19 protein-coding genes are annotated in these 20,461 nt (G+C 38.3%); 17 read left to right on the top strand and 2 right to left on the bottom strand.

The window, feature by feature from the left end:
• Nucleotides 1-102 precede the first annotated feature (102 nt).
• From obgE to ON15_RS06955, 8 genes are all read left to right on the top strand, one after another.
• Nucleotides 103-1,395, top strand: coding sequence for a GTPase ObgE (obgE, locus tag ON15_RS06990; protein ID WP_010580777.1), 1,293 nt, complete (start codon nt 103-105; stop codon nt 1,393-1,395).
• 18 nt (nt 1,396-1,413) lie between these two features.
• Complete coding sequence (locus ON15_RS06985) at nt 1,414-3,300, top strand: acyltransferase family protein (protein ID WP_010580776.1); 1,887 nt, start codon at nt 1,414-1,416, stop codon at nt 3,298-3,300.
• A gap of 111 nt (nt 3,301-3,411) precedes the next feature.
• The gene (gene rnz / locus ON15_RS06980) at nt 3,412-4,368 is read left to right on the top strand and encodes a ribonuclease Z (RefSeq protein WP_010580775.1); all 957 of its coding nucleotides are present in this window, start codon (nt 3,412-3,414) and stop codon (nt 4,366-4,368) included.
• On the top strand, nt 4,365-5,180 hold the full coding sequence (locus ON15_RS06975; protein ID WP_010580774.1) for an SDR family NAD(P)-dependent oxidoreductase: 816 nt from the start codon (nt 4,365-4,367) through the stop codon (nt 5,178-5,180). Before rnz ends, ON15_RS06975 begins: the two co-directional genes overlap by 4 nt.
• A 14-nt stretch (nt 5,181-5,194) precedes the next feature.
• Nucleotides 5,195-5,539 carry a LapA family protein gene (locus ON15_RS06970; protein ID WP_010580773.1) on the top strand — a complete coding sequence of 115 codons (345 nt, stop codon included), beginning with the start codon at nt 5,195-5,197 and terminating at the stop codon, nt 5,537-5,539.
• Between the two features lie 13 nt (nt 5,540-5,552).
• On the top strand, nt 5,553-7,862 hold the full coding sequence (gene recJ / locus ON15_RS06965; protein ID WP_010580772.1) for a single-stranded-DNA-specific exonuclease RecJ: 2,310 nt from the start codon (nt 5,553-5,555) through the stop codon (nt 7,860-7,862).
• A gap of 13 nt (nt 7,863-7,875) precedes the next feature.
• Nucleotides 7,876-8,394 carry an adenine phosphoribosyltransferase gene (locus ON15_RS06960; protein ID WP_010580771.1) on the top strand — a complete coding sequence of 173 codons (519 nt, stop codon included), beginning with the start codon at nt 7,876-7,878 and terminating at the stop codon, nt 8,392-8,394.
• 85 nt (nt 8,395-8,479) lie between these two features.
• Nucleotides 8,480-9,145 (top strand): potassium channel family protein, encoded by a 666-nt coding sequence (locus tag ON15_RS06955; RefSeq protein ID WP_010580770.1) that lies wholly within the window; start codon nt 8,480-8,482, stop codon nt 9,143-9,145.
• Here ON15_RS06955 and ON15_RS06950 read toward each other — a convergent pair.
• Nucleotides 9,142-11,781, bottom strand: coding sequence for a YfhO family protein (locus ON15_RS06950; protein WP_010580769.1), 2,640 nt, complete (start codon nt 11,779-11,781; stop codon nt 9,142-9,144). The two genes, ON15_RS06955 and ON15_RS06950, sit on opposite strands and share 4 nt — an antisense overlap.
• Before the next feature lie 179 nt (nt 11,782-11,960).
• Between ON15_RS06950 and ON15_RS06945 the strand changes: the two genes are divergently transcribed.
• From ON15_RS06945 to ON15_RS06925, 5 genes are all read left to right on the top strand, one after another.
• The gene (locus ON15_RS06945) at nt 11,961-14,018 is read left to right on the top strand and encodes a peptidoglycan D,D-transpeptidase FtsI family protein (RefSeq protein WP_010580768.1); all 2,058 of its coding nucleotides are present in this window, start codon (nt 11,961-11,963) and stop codon (nt 14,016-14,018) included.
• Nucleotides 14,019-14,147: 129 nt separating this feature from the next.
• The gene (gene rpmG, locus ON15_RS06940; protein WP_010580767.1) at nt 14,148-14,297 is read left to right on the top strand and encodes a 50S ribosomal protein L33; all 150 of its coding nucleotides are present in this window, start codon (nt 14,148-14,150) and stop codon (nt 14,295-14,297) included.
• Nucleotides 14,298-14,419: 122 nt separating this feature from the next.
• The gene (locus ON15_RS06935) at nt 14,420-14,665 is read left to right on the top strand and encodes a YqgQ family protein (RefSeq protein WP_010580766.1); all 246 of its coding nucleotides are present in this window, start codon (nt 14,420-14,422) and stop codon (nt 14,663-14,665) included.
• Nucleotides 14,658-15,617, top strand: a complete 960-nt coding sequence (locus ON15_RS06930) for an ROK family glucokinase (protein ID WP_010580765.1) — start codon at nt 14,658-14,660, stop codon at nt 15,615-15,617. Before ON15_RS06935 ends, ON15_RS06930 begins: the two co-directional genes overlap by 8 nt.
• Before the next feature lie 30 nt (nt 15,618-15,647).
• Nucleotides 15,648-16,055: a rhodanese-like domain-containing protein gene (locus ON15_RS06925; RefSeq protein WP_010580764.1), complete on the top strand. Its 408-nt coding sequence runs from the start codon at nt 15,648-15,650 to the stop codon at nt 16,053-16,055.
• A 64-nt stretch (nt 16,056-16,119) separates the two neighbouring features.
• Here ON15_RS06925 and ON15_RS11475 read toward each other — a convergent pair whose 3' ends face one another.
• Complete coding sequence (locus ON15_RS11475; protein ID WP_010580763.1) at nt 16,120-16,296, bottom strand: DUF3042 family protein; 177 nt, start codon at nt 16,294-16,296, stop codon at nt 16,120-16,122.
• A 99-nt stretch (nt 16,297-16,395) separates the two neighbouring features.
• On the opposite strand from ON15_RS11475, the gene miaA reads away from it, so the two are divergent.
• The 4 genes from miaA (at nt 16,396) to glnA (ending at nt 20,429) form a co-directional block, all read left to right on the top strand.
• Nucleotides 16,396-17,319, top strand: coding sequence for a tRNA (adenosine(37)-N6)-dimethylallyltransferase MiaA (gene miaA / locus ON15_RS06920; RefSeq protein ID WP_026049529.1), 924 nt, complete (start codon nt 16,396-16,398; stop codon nt 17,317-17,319).
• A 6-nt stretch (nt 17,320-17,325) separates the two neighbouring features.
• A complete protein-coding gene (locus ON15_RS06915; protein WP_010580761.1) occupies nt 17,326-18,597 on the top strand; it encodes a methionine gamma-lyase family protein in 1,272 nt (423 codons plus the stop codon).
• Nucleotides 18,598-18,672: 75 nt separating this feature from the next.
• A complete protein-coding gene (locus ON15_RS06910; RefSeq protein WP_010580760.1) occupies nt 18,673-19,059 on the top strand; it encodes a MerR family transcriptional regulator in 387 nt (128 codons plus the stop codon).
• Nucleotides 19,060-19,085: 26 nt separating this feature from the next.
• Nucleotides 19,086-20,429: a type I glutamate--ammonia ligase gene (gene glnA, locus ON15_RS06905; RefSeq protein WP_010580759.1), complete on the top strand. Its 1,344-nt coding sequence runs from the start codon at nt 19,086-19,088 to the stop codon at nt 20,427-20,429.
• The last annotated feature ends 32 nt before the right edge of the window (nt 20,430-20,461 follow it).

The following is a 20,461-nucleotide window of genomic DNA, read 5'->3' as shown; positions in this document are numbered from 1 at the left end:
CTTTAACTTGTTTAGTTTTGACCGTTTTTCTAAAACCTGTTATAGTGAGGCTTGGTAGTTTTACTCTCTATAAATAAATACGCAAAAAAAGGAGGCGTTGGGATGTTTGTTGATCAAGCCAGAATTTTTATCAAAGCTGGCAAGGGTGGAGATGGCATGGTTGCTTTTCGTCGAGAAAAATTTGTTCCTAATGGTGGGCCAGCTGGAGGAGATGGCGGTCACGGTGGTAGTATTATTTTGAAAGCAGTTAGTGGCATGCGAACTTTAACAGATTACCGTTACCATCGACATTTTAAAGCTGCCAGCGGCGGTAAGGGAATGATCAAGGGAATGTATGGCCGCAAAGCCGAAAATTTAGTTTTAAAAGTTCCACTGGGGACAACGGTCAGTGATGCACAGACTCATGAGATCTTAGGAGATTTGACGACTGAAAACCAAGAGTTAGTTGTTGCAGAAGGTGGTCGCGGCGGCCATGGTAACATTCATTTCGCGAGTCCTAAAAATCCTGCTCCAGAAATTGCTGAAAATGGTGAACCGGGTGTTGAACGAACGCTTCAGCTGGAGTTGAAAGTTTTAGCTGATGTGGGCTTGATCGGTTTTCCTTCAGTCGGTAAGTCAACCTTGTTAGCAACGGTTACCAGTGCTAAACCTAAAATTGCTGCCTACCAGTTTACGACTTTGACGCCCAATTTAGGAATGGTCCAGTTGGCAGATGGGCGGGATTTTGCCATGGCTGATTTGCCAGGCTTGATTGAAGGAGCGTCACAAGGGATTGGCTTAGGAATTAGTTTCTTGCGCCACATTGAACGGACCAGAGTCCTATTGCATGTCATTGATATGAGTGAAACTGATGGACGTGATGCGTTTAGTGATTATCAAAAAATCAATCATGAATTAGCAGCTTATGATCAAGCTTTATTAAAACGGCCGCAAATTGTTGTTGCCAGTAAAATGGATCTTCCAGATGCAACAAAAAACTTAGAAATTTTTAAGTCAAAATTACAAAATGAGCAGAAACAGCCAGAAATTGTGGCAATTTCTGCCGTTACACACCAAGGATTGGAGAGGTTATTGAATCTGACAGCTGATTTAGTTGAAAGAACAGCGGCCTTTCCAACTTTAGCAGAACAAGCGAAAGCCAATGATTTGCAAGTTAATTTCAAAGCCGCGCAACCGGCCTTTATAATTAAACGTGATGCCAGTGCGACTTGGATTTTGACAGGAGCCAAACTAGAAAAATTATTTGAAATGACAAATTTTGAGCATGACGAAAGTGTGATGCGTTTTGCTCGGCAGCTACGTGGAATGGGTGTTGATGAGGCTTTACGGCAACGTGGAGCGAAAAATGGCGATCTAGTTAAAATTAAAGACTTTACTTTTGAGTTTGTTGATTAATATTTGGGGTTTTAAAAAATGAGTCAAAGATTAAAAAAGCATCGGTATATTACGGGATTTGATGGAATTCGAACGATTGCAGTAATCGCGGTTATTCTCTATCATTTAATGCCATATAACATTCAGGGCGGCTATTTAGGAGTTTCCATTTTTTTTGTTTTATCAGGCTACTTGATAACTGATTTACTAAATCAGGAATTAGAGCAAAATGGACAAATTAACATTTGGGCTTTTTATCAGCGGCGAATTCGGCGGCTTTATCCGGGATTAGTTACGATGGTCATTGCAACAGCAGCGTATATAACCGTTTTTCAACGTAATTTATTGATCAGTTTACGGACTACAATGATCACTAATTTCTGTTATGTTTACAACTGGTTTCAGATTCATCAAGGCCAGTCTTATTTTGATCGTTTTAGCAATCAGTCGCCTTTTACCCATCTTTGGTCATTATCGATCGAGGGTCAGTTTTATTTTGTGTGGCCGTTTATTATTATTATGCTTTGGAAATTTTTGCGGCGGCGTCTGCCAATTTTTGATGTGATTTTTATTGCGGCATTCTTTTCAGCTTTAGCGATGGCTTTATTATTTGTCCCGGGAGAAGATCCTAGTCGGATATACTTTGGTACTGATACTCGTATGTTTTCAATTTTGTTGGGTGCAGGTTTGTCTTTTGTGTGGCCAAGTGCAATCTTAAAAAAAGAATTGCCGCTTTCAGCCAGAACCTTTTTGAATTTGGCTGGTTTATCAGCTTTAGCATTAATAATTTTAATGTTTTTCCAACTTTCTGGAGAGAGTGACTTAACCTATCGTGGGGGAATGTTTTTCTTTTCGTTGTTATCAGTAATTTTGGTTGCAACAGTTGCTCATCCTGGATCAGATATGAACTGGATTTTAAGTAATCGCGTTTTTTCTTGGATTGGTAAAAGAAGTTATGGGATTTATTTATATCAATATCCGGTAATGATTTTTTATGAAGCTAAGGTTCAAAACATTGCTAACCATCCTTGGATCCATGCAGTGATTGAAATTGCACTGATTTTATTGATCAGTCATCTTTCATATAAATATTTGGAACGGCCATTGCAGCATTTTGACTTTCATCAAACTAAACGCGTGCTGCGGGAGATTTTTTCGCTTAACTTAAAACATCGAGTAAAAAAAAGTGCTTTTGTGCTAATGGCAGTTGTTTTCGTAACTGCTTTAGCAGGTTCCTTTAGTAGTCAGGCAGCACAAACCAAGCAACCGACTAATCCTTTGCAAACTAAGATTAGTGATAATGAAAAAGCCATTAAAAAACATAATAAACAGGTTGCTGCGCAGCAAACAACTGAAAAAAGTTCCAGTTCTGCTGCAACAAGCAGCTCAAGCAGTTCGGTTACTAAAATAACAACGGATAGTTCGTTATCTGCCAATCAATTGACAACAGCTGGCAAATTGCAAATTACGGCGGTCGGTGATTCAGTTTTAGCAGACGGCTCAGTGGATTTACAAAGAATCTTTCCACAAATGTATATTGATGCTAAGGTTGGTCGTCAGGCCAAAGATGCGATTGGTGTTTTGCAAAGTTTAGCTCAGCAACACAAATTGGCACCAATTGTCTTATTGAGCTTAGGCACTAACGGACCGTTTACTTCTGACCAGTTGCAACAAATTATGCAGATAATCGGTCGACGTCAAGTCTTTTGGGTCAATACCCATGTACCAACTAGGCGCTGGCAAGGCCAAGTAAATCAAGCCTTGAAACAAGCAACCAGTCGTTACCGAAATCTCCGCATTATAGATTGGTATGATTATAGTCAGGGCCATACAGATTGGTTTTACAGTGATAATGTTCACCCCAATCAATACGGCTTGAAGTATTATAGCAGTTACCTTGCTGAGCAAATCTTGAAAAATAGTTAGCGTTGATTTGGCGCTGACTATTTTATTCTGATCACCAAATGTTTTTTTATTTTAATGCTTTTGATGATAAAATGAATTTAGTTAGGAATTTTAAATAGATGGGAATTTATTATGGAGTTAGAATTTTTAGGTACCAGTGCTGGTTCGCCGGCCAAGTCAAGAAATGTCTCGAGTTTAGCGCTTAAGTTGTTGGAAGAAATCAATGAAATCTGGCTATTTGATGTTGGCGAAGGAACTCAGCATCAGATTTTGCGGACAACGATCAAGCCACGTAAGATTACTAAAATTTTTATAACTCATTTACATGGTGATCATTTGTTTGGATTGCCGGGCTTTTTAAGCAGTCGTTCATTTCAGGGAGCGGATCAAAATGAGCCATTGCTGATCTTTGGACCTAGGGGGATCATTGATTTTGTGAAAGTCAGTTTAAGAGTTTCCCAAACCAAATTAAGTTACCCAATTAAATTTATTGAAATTGAACATGACGGATTGATTTACGAGAATTCACGCTTTAAAGTTTACGCAGCTCATTTAGATCACCGAATTGAATGTTTTGGTTATCGGATTGTTGAAAAAGATTATCCAGGAGAATTGTTGGTTGATAAGTTAAAGGCTGATAAGATTCCAAGTGGTCCGCTTTACGGGCAATTGAAAGCTGGCAAAGTTGTAGTTTTGCCTGATGGGCGACGGGTTGATGGTCATAATTATCTAGGCAGTCCACGTCAAGGAAGAGTCATCACGATTTTAGGTGATACCCGCCAGACGGCTGCAATTGATCAATTGGCTGAAAATGCTAACGTTTTAGTTCATGAAAGTACTTTTGGCAAAGGAGAAGCAAAATTAGCTCGAAATTATTACCATTCAACTTGTTTACAAGCTGCTAAAGTTGCTAAGCGAGCACATGTTGATCAACTGTTATTAACGCATATTTCAGCTCGCTATATTGGGATACAAGTTTTTCAATTAGAAAAAGATGCCAGTCAGATTTTTAAGAATACGAAGGTTGTCAAGGACTTTGATTGTTATGTGATTCCTTTTCCAACGAGAAAGGTAGGACAAATAAAATGAATCAAAAGGGTTTTCATCAACTAAGAGATTTACGTAATCAAATTGCCGTCGTCACTGGTGCTTCTTCTGGACTAGGCGAACAGATTGCTTATCAGTTAGCGCGAAAAGGTGCGATTGTCGTTGTTTGTGCTCGGCGAATTGAACGTTTGCAGCAAGTCAGTCAGCGTTGCCAAGCCCTGTCAGGAAGACTCTCATTACCGTTACAAGTCGATGTTAGCAATCCTGAGGAAATCGAGCAGGCTGTTGTTCAAGTCGAGACAAAACTTGGACCAATTGCAGTTTTGGTGAATGATGCTGGTTTTGGCGCGATGGAGAATTTTTTGCACTTTAAAATGTCAATAGCTGAAAAGATGTTCCGGGTTAATGTTTTGGGTTTGATGTATTTTACCCAATTTGTTGGTTTAAAAATGGCTGCGCGAAAAACTGGGGCAATTGTTAATATTGCATCGATTGCTGGCAAAATTGCAACACCAAAATCAACGGTTTATTCAGCTACTAAATCGGCGGTGATCGGTTTTTCAAACGCGTTGCGGTTAGAATTGAAGCCATTTGGTATTTCAGTTTTAACGGTCAATCCTGGACCAATTAAAACTGACTTTTTTGCAATTGCCGATCAAACGGGCCATTATTTAGACCATATTGGCTGGTTAGCTCTCGAATCAGATAAATTAGCTGAGAAAATTGTTGCCGCAGTCGGCACTCGTCGTCGAGAAATCAATACACCCGTTGTTTTTAAATGGGCCTATCATTTTTATAATCTTTTTCCAACAGCTGGAGATTTTTTGGCTGGCGGAATTTTTAATCAAAAATAAGGGGAGTTGATTTAATGAAAAATCAGGGACGTTTATTAAGTGCGATAGTATTAATTCTTTTAGTAGCCGTTTTTGCCTTGTTAAATATGCAAAAAATTGTTTTACATTTGATTTTTTGGCAACCAGCATTTCCCTTAATAATTGTATTGATCGTTTCAGTCCTGCTAGGAGCCTTGATTGCAGCCTTATTATCAACTGTTTCTATTTATCAGTTGAAGAGGCAAATCAAGGATTTGTCTCAAGATCATGATCAAATTGAAGAAAAAATCAAACAGAAATATGATGAAAAATTGAGTCAGCAACAGAAGAGCTATCAAAAAAAGATCAATGCATTAAAAAGTCAGATTGCTAAAAAATAAGGAGTTTTTATAATTGTTGGAAGCAAAGTATTTGTGGCAGCCAATTGCTGAACTCAAGGGTGGTCAAGTTAAAGCTCTCGCCCATGAATTGTCAATCAGTGAATTGTTGGCAAAGTTGTTGATTGAACGTGGGATAAAAACCAAAACAGCAGCGACAGCTTTTTTAAAGCCAACAGTTGCTCAAATTGATGATCCATTTAAGCTGCATGATTTAAAAAAGGCCGTTGATCGCCTGCAACAGGCGATCGCTGAACAAGAACGGATTGTGGTTTATGGTGATTACGATGTAGATGGCATCACGGCTACTTCAGTTATGTATGAAGCACTGGAACAATTAGGGGCCAAAGTTAATTATTATGTGCCAGATCGGATAATTGATGGGTATGGCCCAAATTTGAAACGTTATCAGCAGTTGATTGCTAATCAAACACAACTGATTGTGACAGTTGATAACGGAGTTGCTGGTTTTAAGGCAATTGAATATGCTCAACAACAAGGTGTTGATGTGATTGTGACGGATCACCATTCGTTTGGAGAAAAAATGCCGCCAGCTTATGCAATTGTTCACCCAGCTTTTCCAGACAATAATTATTCTTGTCCAGATTTAGCGGGAGTTGGGGTAGCATTTAAAGTTGTCTGTGGCCTATTGCAAGAAATACCACAAGAAATGCTGGATCTAGTAGCGTTGGGAACGATTGCTGATGTGATGAAATTGACTGGTGAGAACCGAGCTTTGGTCAAGTTTGGCTTGCAAGTTTTGCAGCAGACGCAGCGAGTGGGGTTAACTGCCTTAGCTAAAAGAGCTGGAGTGAAGCTTAGTCAAGCGGATGAGGAAACGGTCGCTTTTAGCTTTGCACCACGGTTAAATTCACTAGGCAGGCTGGCTAAAGCAACCGATGGCGTTGAATTGCTAACGACCTTTGATGAACAAAGAGCTGATGAGTTGGCTGAAAAAGTTGAAGAACTCAACGAACAGCGGCAAAAGTTAGCTGAAAAAATGACTAAAGCTGCTTTAGAGCAATTATCAACGCAAGCTGAGAATTTGGTTAATTTAGTTGCGGCGCCCGATTGGCCAGTTGGTCTTTTAGGCATCATCGCGAGTCGCTTAGTCGAAAAGACTGGCAAACCTAGTCTGGTATTCAATTTAAATCAATCAACACAACTGGCTAAGGGCTCAGGCCGATCAGTTGCCGCTTTTGACTTGTTTAAAGCTTTGAATCCAAAACGTGACTTGTTAACGGCCTTTGGGGGACATCAGCAAGCGTGTGGTTTAACTTTGCCCATTACGAAGCTGGCTCAGTTGCAGAAAGTTTTAAATCAAGCGGCTGATCAGCAAGGTTTAAGAACAGCTGAGCGTGAAAAACTTCAACTAGCAGCGGCTCTGTCAGTTGATCAGGTAGATTTAAGTTTATTTGATCAATTAAAACGGCTTAAACCTTTTGGCAATGGCAATCCGCAGCCAATTTTTGCTTTTAGAGATTATCAGCTCACCGATGCTCGCTTGATTGGTAAACAAAAAAACCATTTACAATTTAAAATAACTGATGGTCAAAAAAAAGTTAGTGCAATTGATTTTTTTGTCGGCAATGAAGGTAAATATCTGACTCAAGATCCACTGGCTTTTGATTTTGTGGGTCACTTGACACTTAATCATTGGCATGATCAATCACAAGTTCAAGTTATTGTTGATGATCTTAAGGCTAAAAGGCCAGTAGTTTGTGATTTACGCTCAGTCAAAGACAAGAAAGCAAGTTTGAAAAAAACAGGAGTTTATTTTTTCTTCAAAGAAAAGCATTTTCTAAAACTGAAAAAAATATTGCCAAAAAAGGCGCAAGCAATCGTTGGGACACAACGGCTTGACCAAACTTTAAACCAAAATCATTTAGTTTTGGTTGATTGTCCAGATTCTTTAGCCGAATTGGAGAAGCTTTTAAAAGCTATTCAGCCGCAACTGCTTGATTTGATATTTTTGCCTTCTATTGATTTGCGACGGCCATTACCTTCGCGCAAAGATTTGGCAAAAGTTTATCGATTTGCAGTTAGTCATCAGCAGATAAATTTAAAAAATGACTTAATGAAGTTAGCTGAATATCTGCAAATTAATAAAGAAACATTGATTTTTACAATACAGCTGTTTTTTGAAGCTGGATTTGTTAAAATAAAGAATGGACTGATGACCGGGAACTTAAGCCAAAAAAAGGTTGATTTAACTCAAACGGCCAGTTATCGTTCGAGAATTAGGCAGATTAAGACTCAAAAGATTCTAAACGATAGCAAAACAGCTGACTTAAAAAAATGGATCATCCAGTTTCTAATTGATTAAAGGAGCGTTTATAATGGCAGTAGATTTAACAAAATATGTGGCAAGTATTCCTGATTTTCCTGAGAAGGGAATTATTTTTCGTGACCTTTCCCCATTAATGGCAGATGGTACTGCTTATCGTCAGGCAACCGATCAAATTGTTCAGTTTGCTAAGGATAAGAATGTTGAAATGATTGTTGGGCCTGAAGCGCGTGGCTTTATTGTCGGTTGTCCGGTCGCATATGAACTGGGGGTTGGTTTTGCGCCTGCCAGGAAAAAAGGCAAATTGCCACGAGAGACAGTTAAGGCTACCTATCAGTTAGAATACGGAACTTCAGAATTGTATCTTCATCGTGATGCAGTTAAACCTGGGCAGCGTGTTTTGGTAACCGATGATCTTTTGGCAACTGGTGGAACGATTAGCGCGACGATTGATTTGGTTAAGCAGCTAGGTGGAATTGTGGTTGGCTGCGCTTTTATTATTGAATTAGATGCCTTAAAAGGGCGTGAGAGAATCAAGGATTATGATGTATTGACTTTGATGCATTTTTAAAGGTGAGATAAATTTTTAGATAACAAATGGAGGCTGGAAAAAATTTTTTCCAGCCTCCGCTGTAATTTGAGAAAGAAGGATCTGTTTGACGAAAGAAACATTTGCCATCATTGGATTGGGACGTTTTGGCGGCAGCGTTTGTGAAACTTTAGTACAAGGTGGAGCCGAAGTCCTTGTCCTTGATAAAAGTGAAGCTCGAATCAATAACTATAAAGAAATTGCTACGCAAGCAATAATTGGTGATGCCCAGGATGAGAATACTTTAAAATCGATTGGTATTAGAAATTTTGATCATGTAATCATTGCAATTGGTGAAGACATTCAAGCTAGTATTTTAGTAACATTAATGGTCAAGGAACTAGGTGTCAAACATGTGACTGCCAAGGCGCAAAATAAATATCATGCTAAAGTTTTAAAAAAATTAGGTGTCGACAAGGTCGTTCATCCTGAAAAAGAAATGGGTATCAGAATCGGTAAAAGTTTATTGTCGCAAAATATGCTGGATTATTTGGATCTATCACCAAATGTTTTAATTGCTGAAATCAAAGTTTCTAATCAAAAGCTGGTTGGCCAAACTTTGGTCGAACTAAACTTTCGCAATCGCTATCGTTTAAATGTCATTGCAGTTAAACGGCAAGATGAAATTATTATTTCACCACAAGCGGCTCAAGAACTGCAATTTGATGACAGTCTGTTGGTTGTTGGCAAAACCAAAGATGTTGAACATTTCAGCTCGGTCATTGCTGATTAACGATTGCGCCTTTTTACTGGCTGCCAAAGCCAGGTTACGATTAGGCAACAGCCAAGAGAAATTAAAGTAATAATTAAGCCCAACATTAGATAAGGTGGCTGATAAATTAAGGTAATCCGTTGCCGACCTTTGCCATGAGTCATGATGCCAATGAACATTCCCTGAATCTTTTTCAAGGATGTTTTTTGGCCATTAATTTTTGCTTGCCAACCTTGGGCATATGGGATAGTAGTCGCGACTAACTGTTTTTGTTTAGTTGATTTAAAGTTAATTGTTAAACTGCGTTCGGACAACTTTTTAACCTGTGGCTGTTGACTTTTGAGCTGGCGGATCCTTTTTTCAACTAATTGATTTTTCATCCGATAAAGTACAAAGTGATTCAACCAAAGTGACGGCTTTTTGAATTTAACGGTTAATACTATCTCTTGTCCTTTGGCATGATTGGCTAAGTTAACGACCACTGTATGGCGAAAAGTTTCATATTGGCTTAATGGCTGATTGTTTAAATAAAATGTTGCATTGTCAGAATCCAAGGAAGCTCCCAGCGTCAAATAATATGAGTCATTAGTCGTTGGTGTGAATTTAAAAATAATTTGCGAAACCTTACCAAGATTCTTTCGCTTGAAAACAGCGTCTGTGAGTTTTAATTGTTGATTAACATTTTGAAAGACGACTTCATTAAAGTTTTGTGGAACAAAATATTGATCTGACAAATGACCAGTTGCTTGTGCTAACCACTGTGTCTGAAAATTAATTGGATCATCGTAATAATTTTTGAATTGCAAAAGCTGTTGATTTGCCAAATAAGCAAATGGCAAGCTATTTGAATTGCGATAAATCTCGGTTAATTTGGTTGAACCAACTTTTTGATAGGTTTTTAAATCAGGTTTTTCGGTTAACTGATTTAAAGGCTGACCATTATTGGTTTGTCCCAGTTGTTTAGGTGCAATGAAGTATTTCATACCTAGCAAGGCATCTGAAATTAAAGTGCCATTTGAATAAGTAACGTAATTATCACCATCAGGGTCACCAAGTTGACCATAAAAATCAGGAATGCTTTTTTCCATGGCCGAGCTGAAATAGGAACCAGCATATAAATCATGAGCAATCCCGTCATTTTTGGTTCGACTATAGACTTGTCCGGTGCGATAGAATCCGTGATCAAGCTGCTTAAGTTTTTTAGCATCAGCTGCCAAAGAATTTGTTGGTTGTTGGTATTCCTTTTGACTTAAATAGCTAAGATTATTAAGTGAAAAATAGGCATTAATTGTTACTTCGGCAACAACTGCCGCCAAAAGCAGCAGCCACTTAATGAAGTTAACTGAGTGCCAGTGAATGAATAATAAAAGCCAAATAATCGTCGCAAAAAAACAACTTAACCAAAGATTTTTAGTTGTCACAAAGGAAAATTGATGGCGATTCAAATAAGTATAACCTAAAATTGCGGCGTAAATTATTAAGCTGCTGCTAGCTGGACCCCAGCACGGCCAGGTCAGTTTTGTTAGAGCCCGTCCCGCCAGCAGCAACATCCAAAAGGTCACAATAAAAGAAAAACGGTAAGGATACCAAACTGGAAATTGCATACCGTGCCAGAAAAGATCGAGCGGTTCAAAGCAAAGTGATAAGAATAGAAAGGCTGAGATCAACAGGGCGGCAACTTTTTCCCGGCCAGCGATTTGCTTAACTCCAAAATAAGCAATAAAGCCAATTAGTCCCAGTGATCCCAGAAAAATATTTGGCAAGCCACTGGGCATTTGTTGAAAATTAAAAGTACCAATGACTAATTTAGCCAGCATTTTAAATGGAAAATATTCAAATTTAAAATGGATAACTTGTTGAGTATACTGACCTTTGCTTTTTAAGAGTGAATAAAAAGTTGGTAAAATAATAACAGCTGCTAAGCCAGCGGCTAAGATTGAAGCACTGATGAATTTTAATAATCGACTAACGAAGGACTTAAAGTCAGTCCAGTTGCTGACTGATAGCCAGAAGAAATATAAGGCCAAAAAGATACAGATCATATAAGCCATATAATAATTGATGATCAAGGTCAAAGCCAAGACGATCGAAAAACCAAGGCGTTGTTTTTGGTCAAGCAATAAGCGATTAAGAAAATAGCAGACCAGTGGTAATAAAATAGCTGCGTCCAGCCAAAGCAAATTTAATTGGTAGGAAACAAACCATCCCATCAAAGCATAGCTGACACTTAACATAATAACTTTGAGATCAGTCAGCATCTGAGTTTTTTTGATAAACCAAGCAAAGCTGAGTCCAGTAGAGCCGTACTTTAAAATTGTGATCAAAAAAATAGCTGCATCAATATTTTTAGCTGGAAATAGCAATAACAGCAGATTGAATGGACTTAACAAATAATAAGCCCACTCACCAAGCATTTCACCACCGAGGGCCTTGGAAAATGAATAAAAGAAACTAGAGGGGTGATGAAGCAGCGTATTGCGAAAAAAAGCAAAAAAATCAACATATTGCTGGCCCAAATCGACTGTCAGCAAGCTATTACTGCCAAAAGGATACATTTGTCGGCTGATAAAATAGCAACTCATCAAAAATAATGGGATAAAGAAGCTTAAAATAAAAGCATAATTGAGTTTGAAAAAATTGCTGATTTTAGTTTTCATGAAATAACTCCTTTGGAATTTCCAATGTTATTTACTATTATAACGTGAATTAAAGAATTAAAGATGGAGATTTTATTAAAATTTAGTCTAAAATCAACAAATGCAAAAAGTCTATGGTAGGATAAAAGAGTGTTGAAAAAAAACCTTACTAAGAAATATTAATTAAGGAGTCGGAATCAGTGAAATTTTTAAGAAGAAGTCAAGAAAAAAAGAAACGAATTAAATCGCGAATACCTTTCCGTTTAAATTTTCTATTCTTTATTGTTTTTTTGCTGTTTGCGGCTTTGATTCTTCAGCTAGCACATTTGCAAATTGCTGAAAAAAATAAATTTGACGCGGAAATCAACAGTACTGACACTAAAACTGAAACTAAAAATGTTCAGCGTGGAATGATCTATGATTCAACTGGAAAAGTCTTGGTCGCTAATAACGCTTCACGGGCCATAACTTATACTAAACCATTAAGTGTTACAACGACGAAGATGTATCAAATTGCTAATCGGTTGGTAAATGTTGCTGATTTCAATACGGCCAGTTTGACTGCTTCGAATAAAGCAGATTATTACTTAGCGGTCCCGGCACATTTAAAACAAGTTGAAAGAGCAGTTAAAAAGCAAAGTGGAAAACTTAGTAATTCCGAACTATACCGTCAAGAAGTGGCTTATGTCAAAAAACATAAGCTAACACAAGGCTATACTTCAAAGCAAAAACAGGCAGCTTTGGTTTATTCTAAAATGAATGGTGCTTATGCTTTGTCAACAGTCTATTTAAAATATAGCGGTGTTTCGGATCAGGAAATGGCACGAGTTGGTGAAAATCTAACTGAGCTGCCGGGAGTCAAAATTGGTACGAGTTGGTCAAGAAGCTATCCAAATGGCAAATCAGTTAAGAGTGTGATTGGAACAGTTACCAGTCACAAACAAGGATTACCAAGTGATCAGATCAATAGTTTACTAGCAGAAGGTTATTCACGAGATGATAGTGTCGGTTCCAGCTATATTGAATCGCGCTATGAAAATGTGTTAAAAGGCACCAAATCCATTATTACGCTGGAAACGCAAAATAATAAGATAACTAAAGAAGTCAAAACATATGGTGGTAAGCGCGGTGATAATTTAGTTTTAACGATTAATGCTAATTTTCAACAGCAGGTACAAAAGATCATTAAAGCGGCAGTTAAAAACAATGCTGGCAGCAATCCGTATTTAGTTGGAGGTTATGCAGTCGTCATGAATCCAAACACCGGTGGCATTTATGCTTTAGCAGGTGTTAGTCGGAATCTTGAAACTGGTAAAATTTCTGAAAATGCTTTAGGTGCAATTAATCAATCATTTGTAATGGGATCGGTTGTTAAAGGGGCAACAGTTATGGGTGGTTTATTGTATGGCGCAATTACACCGGATAATAATACCATGACCGATATGCCAATTAAACTGAAAGGAACAGCAACTAAGGCTTCGTGGTTTAATAAAACTGGTGCAGAAGATATGTCTTTGACGGCTGAAGATGCGTTAATGGTTTCTTCTAACTCATATATGATGCAATTGGCTATGCGCGAAGGTGGGTTTCAATATCGTGAAAATGCCGGATTGAATTTGCCAACTTCGATTTTTAGTAAATTGCGGGGATATTTTAAGCAATTTGGCTTGGGTGTTAAAACTGGAATCGATATTCCGGGCGAAGCTTCTGGCTTTGAGGGACCAGCTAATCAGAAAAATATTGGTAAAGCACTTGACTTATCTTTTGGAAACTATGATTCATATACCACGCTCCAGCTTGCCCAATATATTTCAACAATTGCCAATGGCGGCTATCGTTTGCAGCCACATATTTTACAGGCAATTAGATCAAGCAATAGCAACGGAACTTTAGGCCGAACAGTTTATGAATTTGAGCCGAATGTTTTAAATGTTGTTGAAGCAACTTCTGCTCAGTGGAATGTTGTCAAGACTGGTTTTTGGGATGTAGTTCATGGTACCAGTTCAATGCGGACTGGGACGGTTTTGACTGATGTTAAACCGGCAGTTGCAGCTAAAACTGGGACGGCTGAAACTTTTCATGGCTCAACTGAAACAGAAACGGATAGTGTTGTTACGTATGCTCCATATAAAAACCCTAAGGTAGTTATTGCAGTAGCTTTTCCAGGAATGGCTAGTGGTAATTCAACCCATATTAGTACTGAAACGCCAAAATCAATCTACTCTGCTTTTTGGGGGACAGTTGAAAACAATAAATGATTGCCTGTCAAGTAAAATTGCTTAACAAATATATAAAAAAGCTAGCGTTTAAACCCAAAAAATGATATGATTAAGAACGTTGAAGCTGTCAGGCTTTTTAATTTTTGGAAGTGTTAAGGAGGGGCAAAAATGCGGGTCAACATTACTTTAGAATGTACCGAATGCCACGAACGGACTTATTTGACGAATAAAAACAAGCGTAATAATCCTGATCGCTTAGAATTGAAGAAATATTGTCCACGTGATAAAAAGGTAACTTTGCATCGTGAAACAAAATAACAGGAAGTTTCCTGTTTTTTTTTGCATTTTTAGAAAGCGTTAACTAAAGAAAGTATTTAATTGTTTGATGAGTTGAGTTTAAAAAATATCTTTTTTCCTTTATAATAGTGGAGGATGTTTGTGTGAAAACACTTTATGATGTACAGCAGCTTTTAAAAAAGTTCGGAATCTATGTTTACGTTGGCAAACGTTTGTGGGATATAGAATTAATGGCTTTGGAGCTGGACCACTTGCATCAAAGTCATGCAATCGATGATCAAGTTTTTATTAAAGCCCGGCTGGTTTTAACACGTGAACATCATTTAGAAGAAGAACGTGAAAAAGAAAAATCTGGAGGCGAAAAATTTGGAGGCGAAAAATTTGAATAAAAAGTTGATTGGAATTGACTTGGGTGGTACCACAATCAAATTTGCTATTTTGACCGATAATGGCGAGATTCAGCAAAAGTGGAGTGTCGCAACAAATATTTTAGATGATGGCAGTCATATTGTACCGGATATTGTTGCCTCATTACAGCATCATTTGAAACTTTATCAAATGACACCAGATCAATTTACCGGGATTGGAATGGGATCACCGGGAACCGTAGACTTAAAAAAGGGCACGGTCATTGGAGCTTATAATTTAAATTGGAAGACATTACAGCCCGTAAAGGAAGTTATTGAAGATAAGCTGGGAATTCCGTTTGCAGTCGACAATGATGCTAATGTAGCTGCTTTAGGAGAACAGTGGAAGGGCGCTGGTGAGAATGATGCTAATGTAGTTTTCATTACATTGGGAACAGGTGTTGGTGGTGGAATTATCAGTAATGGTCAATTGATTCATGGGGTACAAGCTGCTGGTGAAATTGGACATATGAATGTTGAACCAGCGGGATACTTATGTACTTGTGGCAATCATGGTTGTTTAGAAACCTACGCTTCAGCGACTGGCATTGTACGAGTGGCACATGATTTAGCCGAAGAGTATGCAGGCTCGGCACAGTTAAAACAGCAATTGGATAATGGAGAAGACGTTTCTGCTAAAACAGTTTTCGATTTAGCCAAAACTGGTGATCAATTAGCTTTGATGGTCGTTGACCGAGTTTGCTCCTATCTTGGCAGAGCCTGTGCAAATATTGGTAATTTGCTTGATCCGTCTGCAATCGTCATTGGCGGAGGAGTTAGTGCAGCGGGAGAGTTTTTATTGAAGAAAGTCGATCAAACTTTCCAGCAGTATGCTTTTCCAACTGTACGGCAGACAACTAAATTAAAGTTGGCACAGTTAGGTAATGATGCTGGTGTGATTGGTGCAGCATCGTTAGCTTTAAAGTTTAAATAGTTGGATTAGTATGAAGAGGTGATTAGAGGTTTGTTGGCAGCAGTTTCGATTTGGGTAATTTTAAATATTGTATTAGCACTGATTATTCTAGGCTTTTTGGCTTATCAATTATATATCTGGTGGCGTGGAAAAAAAGTCGCCATGCTTTTGATTAATGATGATTTTAAGGCAGGAATGCACAAAGCACAGATCGTTGATTTGCGTGAAAAAAATAATTTTGATAGTGGTCATATTTTAGGTGCACGAAATATGCCATTCAGTCAATTTAGAATTTTACGTGAGTCCTTAAGAAAAGATATGCCGATTTATTTATATGATCAAGGCAAAGCTTTAAGTGTTAGAGCGGCTGTTCAGTTGCATAAACTAGGATATCAAAAACTTTACATTTTAAAAGATGGTTTTGAGCATTGGGACGGAAAAGTTAAGAAGTCAAATTGATTTTAATTACTAATAAAAAAGGCCCGGATTTTGTCCTGGCCTTTTTAGTGCACTTGGTAAATAATCAACCTTGATGTGCAGAATGCATTTTATGAAGTGCACGTTTTTTTTGATCATCAACCATGGCTTCTTTGGCTTCAATTGGGTCAACAACATTTTTTTTGAAAGCATAAAAACAGCCGGCAACAGTGCCAATTGCAGTTGCTAAACCAAAGATAAAGCCTTTTTTAAACGTGTTCATTTACAAGTTTCCTCCAATCGGTTTGATTTAAGTTTATTATGAATGAATTTAACGAAAATATCCAGTTAAATGAGGTTAACATTGAGGAGGTTGAAAATAATTACCACTAAGCTCTTATTGATTGTTGGGCCAACAGCAGTCGGAAAAACTGACTTGTCATTGAAAATAGCTAAAAAGTTCAATGGTGAAATAATTTCTGGCGATTCAATGCAGATCTATCGCAATTTAGATATTGGCACAGCCAAAGTTTCAATGAACGAGAGAAAAATTATTAAGCACTATTTAATCGATATATGTAACATTGATCAAAGCTATTCAGTAGCAGATTTTATTGATCAGTGCCAACTAACGATTGACTTGATCAAGCAAAAGCGTAAACTGCCGATGATTGTCGGGGGAACGGGATTTTATTTACAAGCTTTATTGGATGATTTTCATTTAGGTGGGATTCAATCAGCTGGTAAAGCGGAATTACGAAAAAAGTGGGAAGCTTTTGCTCAGACTCATGGGGAAAATGCTCTTTGGCAACAATTGAATAAAATCGATCCATTGGCTGCAAAGAAGATTCCACCGGCAAATCAAAGGCGCATCATTCGAGCCTTGGAAGTCCAGCAGCTCACTAATAAACTTTTTTCAGCTCAACATGATTTTAAACAATCAAATTTTGATCCGTTGGTTTTAGGTTTGAATCTTGATCGTCAGGCACTCTATCAACGAATAAATCGACGAGTTGACTTAATGTTCCAACAGGGACTATTAACAGAAGCTCGTTGGTTATATAACCAGGGGCCTAATTTACCTGCTGGCAAAGGGATCGGTTATAAAGAATTGTTCCCATATTTTGCTGGGCAGACAACTTTAACGGCTGCTAAGGAATTAATCAAAAAGAATTCTCGTCATTATGCCAAGCGGCAGTTAACTTGGTTTCGCAATAAAATGACAGTGACTTGGCTTGATCCAACTGTCACGCGTTTTGAAGAGCAAGCTTTTAATAAAATTGAAGAATGGCTTCAGAAAGGATAGAGAAAGATGAATTTATGGATGAAAGATTTTCCCGCTAGTTTACAGGAAAAGATTTTAAAAACAAGTCAATTGATTCAGCCAAAGCTTGAAGAAATTGATCAACAGGTTTTAGACAATCAGGAACGAGTTTTAGAGTGTTTCAGGAATCAGCGGGTGGCCGAGGAAGATTTTGCTGGTTCAACAGGCTATGGATATGATGATCTTGGTCGGAGTAAGTTAGAAGCAATTTATGCTGAGTATTTTCAAACTGAAGATGCCATGGTCAAGCCGCAAATGATGTCAGGTACTCATGCCATTACTACTGCCTTCTTCGCAGTTTTGCGTCCCAATGACAAATTATTTTATTTAACAGGCATGCCTTACGATACGATTCAGCAAGTAATTGGTTTAGTTGGCAATGAGCCTGGAGCTTTAAAAGACTTTCAAATTAGTTTTGATTACCAGCCGTTACTTGACAATGGTGAAGTTGACTTTGCTGGTGCCAAAGAAAAGCTTAAGGATCCAGCAATCAAAATGGTTGCTCTACAGCGCTCGCGCGGTTATGCAATCCGCAAGAGTTTTACGGTTGCTAAGCTGAAAAGAATGATAGAGTTTGTGCGGCAAATTCGACCAGATGTAGTGATCTTTGTTGATAATTGTTATGGTGAATTTTCAGAAATTCACGAACCAACTGAATATGGAGCAGATTTAATGGCAGGATCTTTATATAAAAATGCTGGTGGTGGAATTGCTAAAACCGGCGCCTATTTAGTTGGTAGAAAAGATTTGATCAAATTAGCAGGCAATCGTTTGAATGTCCCAGGAGCGGGGAAAGCTGAAGGGGCAACAATTGGCCAGATTCGTGATATGTATCAAGGCTTTTTCGTTGCGCCGCACGTTACAGGTGAAGCAATCAAAGGCACAATTTTTGCAAGTGCTTTGTTGGCAAGCCTTGGGCTAGATGTCTCTCCATGTTGGGATGAACCGCGAACAGATCTGGTGCAGACTGTTACTCTGGGTTCACCGAAAAAAATGATTCAATTTTGTAGTGCTATTCAACATTATTCGCCAGTTAATTCCTTCGTCGATCCGGTTCCAAGTAAAATGGATGGCTATGAGGACCAAGAAATTATGGCTTCTGGTAGTTTCACTGAAGGTTCAACGATTGAACTTTCTTGTGACGGGCCGATGCGACCACCTTATGCATTATATATTCAAGGAGGGTTAACTTATGCGCATGCAAAAGTTGCGATTTGTAAGGCAATTGCCGAAACTTTCTTTAAAAATAAAAACATGTAAGAAAAACTAACATTGAGTGTTGACAAGCAGTTACTTGCTTGCTATGATTAATGCGTAGTTTAGAGGAGGGTTGTTATGAAAGAGAAAGAGCTTAGACGGTCGCAAGCTGTTTTGCCGATTGGGACAGTTATGAAGTTAACTAAGCTGTCTGCGCGTCAAATTCGTTACTATGAAGAGCAGGAGTTGGTTAAACCACAACGAAATGAAGGAAATCGTCGGATGTATTCATTAAATGACATTGATCGCTTGCTGGAAATTAAAGATTACCTTGATGAGGGTATCAATATGGCAGGCATTAAGCATATTTATGAAGAAAAAGAGCGAAAACAAGCGGAAAAACAGGCACAGTTGCAAAAGCCGTTGACTGATGCTGATGTTCGCCGCATCTTACGTGATGAGTTCATGTCAATCGGTGGCTTAAGCAAGCAAAGTCTTTCTTTTAAACATAACAGAAACTTCTAAAATTTGATAATAGGGAGCGATTCGCAATGGCAAAGCCTAACTACACAAAAGACGATATTCGTCGCATGGTCAAAGAAGAAAATGTTAAGTTTCTTCGATTAATGTTTACTGATCTATATGGCGTGATCAAAAATGTTGAGGTCCCAGTAAGTCAATTGGATAAATTGCTTGATAATAAATTGATGTTTGATGGTTCATCAATTGATGGATTTGTTCGAATTGAAGAGAGTGATATGTGGCTTTATCCGGATTTGTCGACTTGGATGATTTTCCCATGGGGTAACGAGCATGGAAAAATTGCTCGAATCATTTGTGAAGTTTATAATGCTGATCGAACACCATTTGCTGGTGATCCACGTAATAATTTGATCCGAGTTCTAAATGAAATGAAGAAACTTGGTTTTACTGATTTCAATATTGGACCGGAACCAGAATTCTTCCTGTTCAAGCTTGATCCAGAGACCGGTAAACCAACTTTGAACCTAAATGATAAAGGTAGTTATTTTGATTTAGCACCAGTTGACTTGGGTGAAAATTGTCGACGTGATATTGTGCTTGAACTTGAAAATATGGGCTTTGATGTCGAAGCTTCGCACCATGAAGTTGCTCCTGGACAACATGAAATTGACTTCAAATACGCTGATGCCCTGCAAGCGTGTGATAACATTCAAACTTTCAAATTGGTTGTTAAAACTGTTGCACGCAAGCATGGTTTGCATGCAACCTTCATGCCGAAGCCACTTGATCGAATTAATGGTTCAGGAATGCATATTAATATGTCACTCTTTACCAAAGATGGTAATGCTTTCTATGATGAAAATGGTGATATGCAATTATCTGAAACGGCGCACTACTTTTTAGGTGGTTTATTGAAACATGCTCGTGGATTTACGGCGGTTACTAATCCGATTGTTAACTCGTATAAGCGTTTAGTTCCGGGTTATGAGGCACCAGTTTATGTTGCTTGGTCAGGTCGTAATCGGTCGCCGTTAGTTCGGGTGCCGATTGCTCGTGGTTTATCGACTCGCTTGGAATTAAGAAGTGTTGATCCATCTGCTAACCCATATATGGCAATTGCTGCTATTTTGGAAGCTGGTTTAGACGGATTACGCAATCAGCTTGAAGCTCCCAAACCAGTTGATCGTAATATTTATCGGATGGATGACGAAGAACGTAAAGCAAATGGAATTGTTGATTTGCCATCAACCTTGCACAATGCAATTAAAGCTTTACAACAGGATGAAGTGATTGCTAAAGCATTAGGTCCGCATCTGTACCAAAACTTTGTGGAAGGTAAGAAACTTGAATGGGGAGCTTACCGCCAAGAAGTTTCACAATGGGAACGCGAACAGTATTTGGAATTATACTAATACTAATGAAAAAAAAGAGCAATGATTTGCTC

The organism is Liquorilactobacillus vini DSM 20605 (assembly GCF_000255495.1).
Lineage (GTDB): Bacteria > Bacillota > Bacilli > Lactobacillales > Lactobacillaceae > Liquorilactobacillus > Liquorilactobacillus vini.
This window is presented reverse-complemented; position numbering and strand designations above follow the sequence as displayed.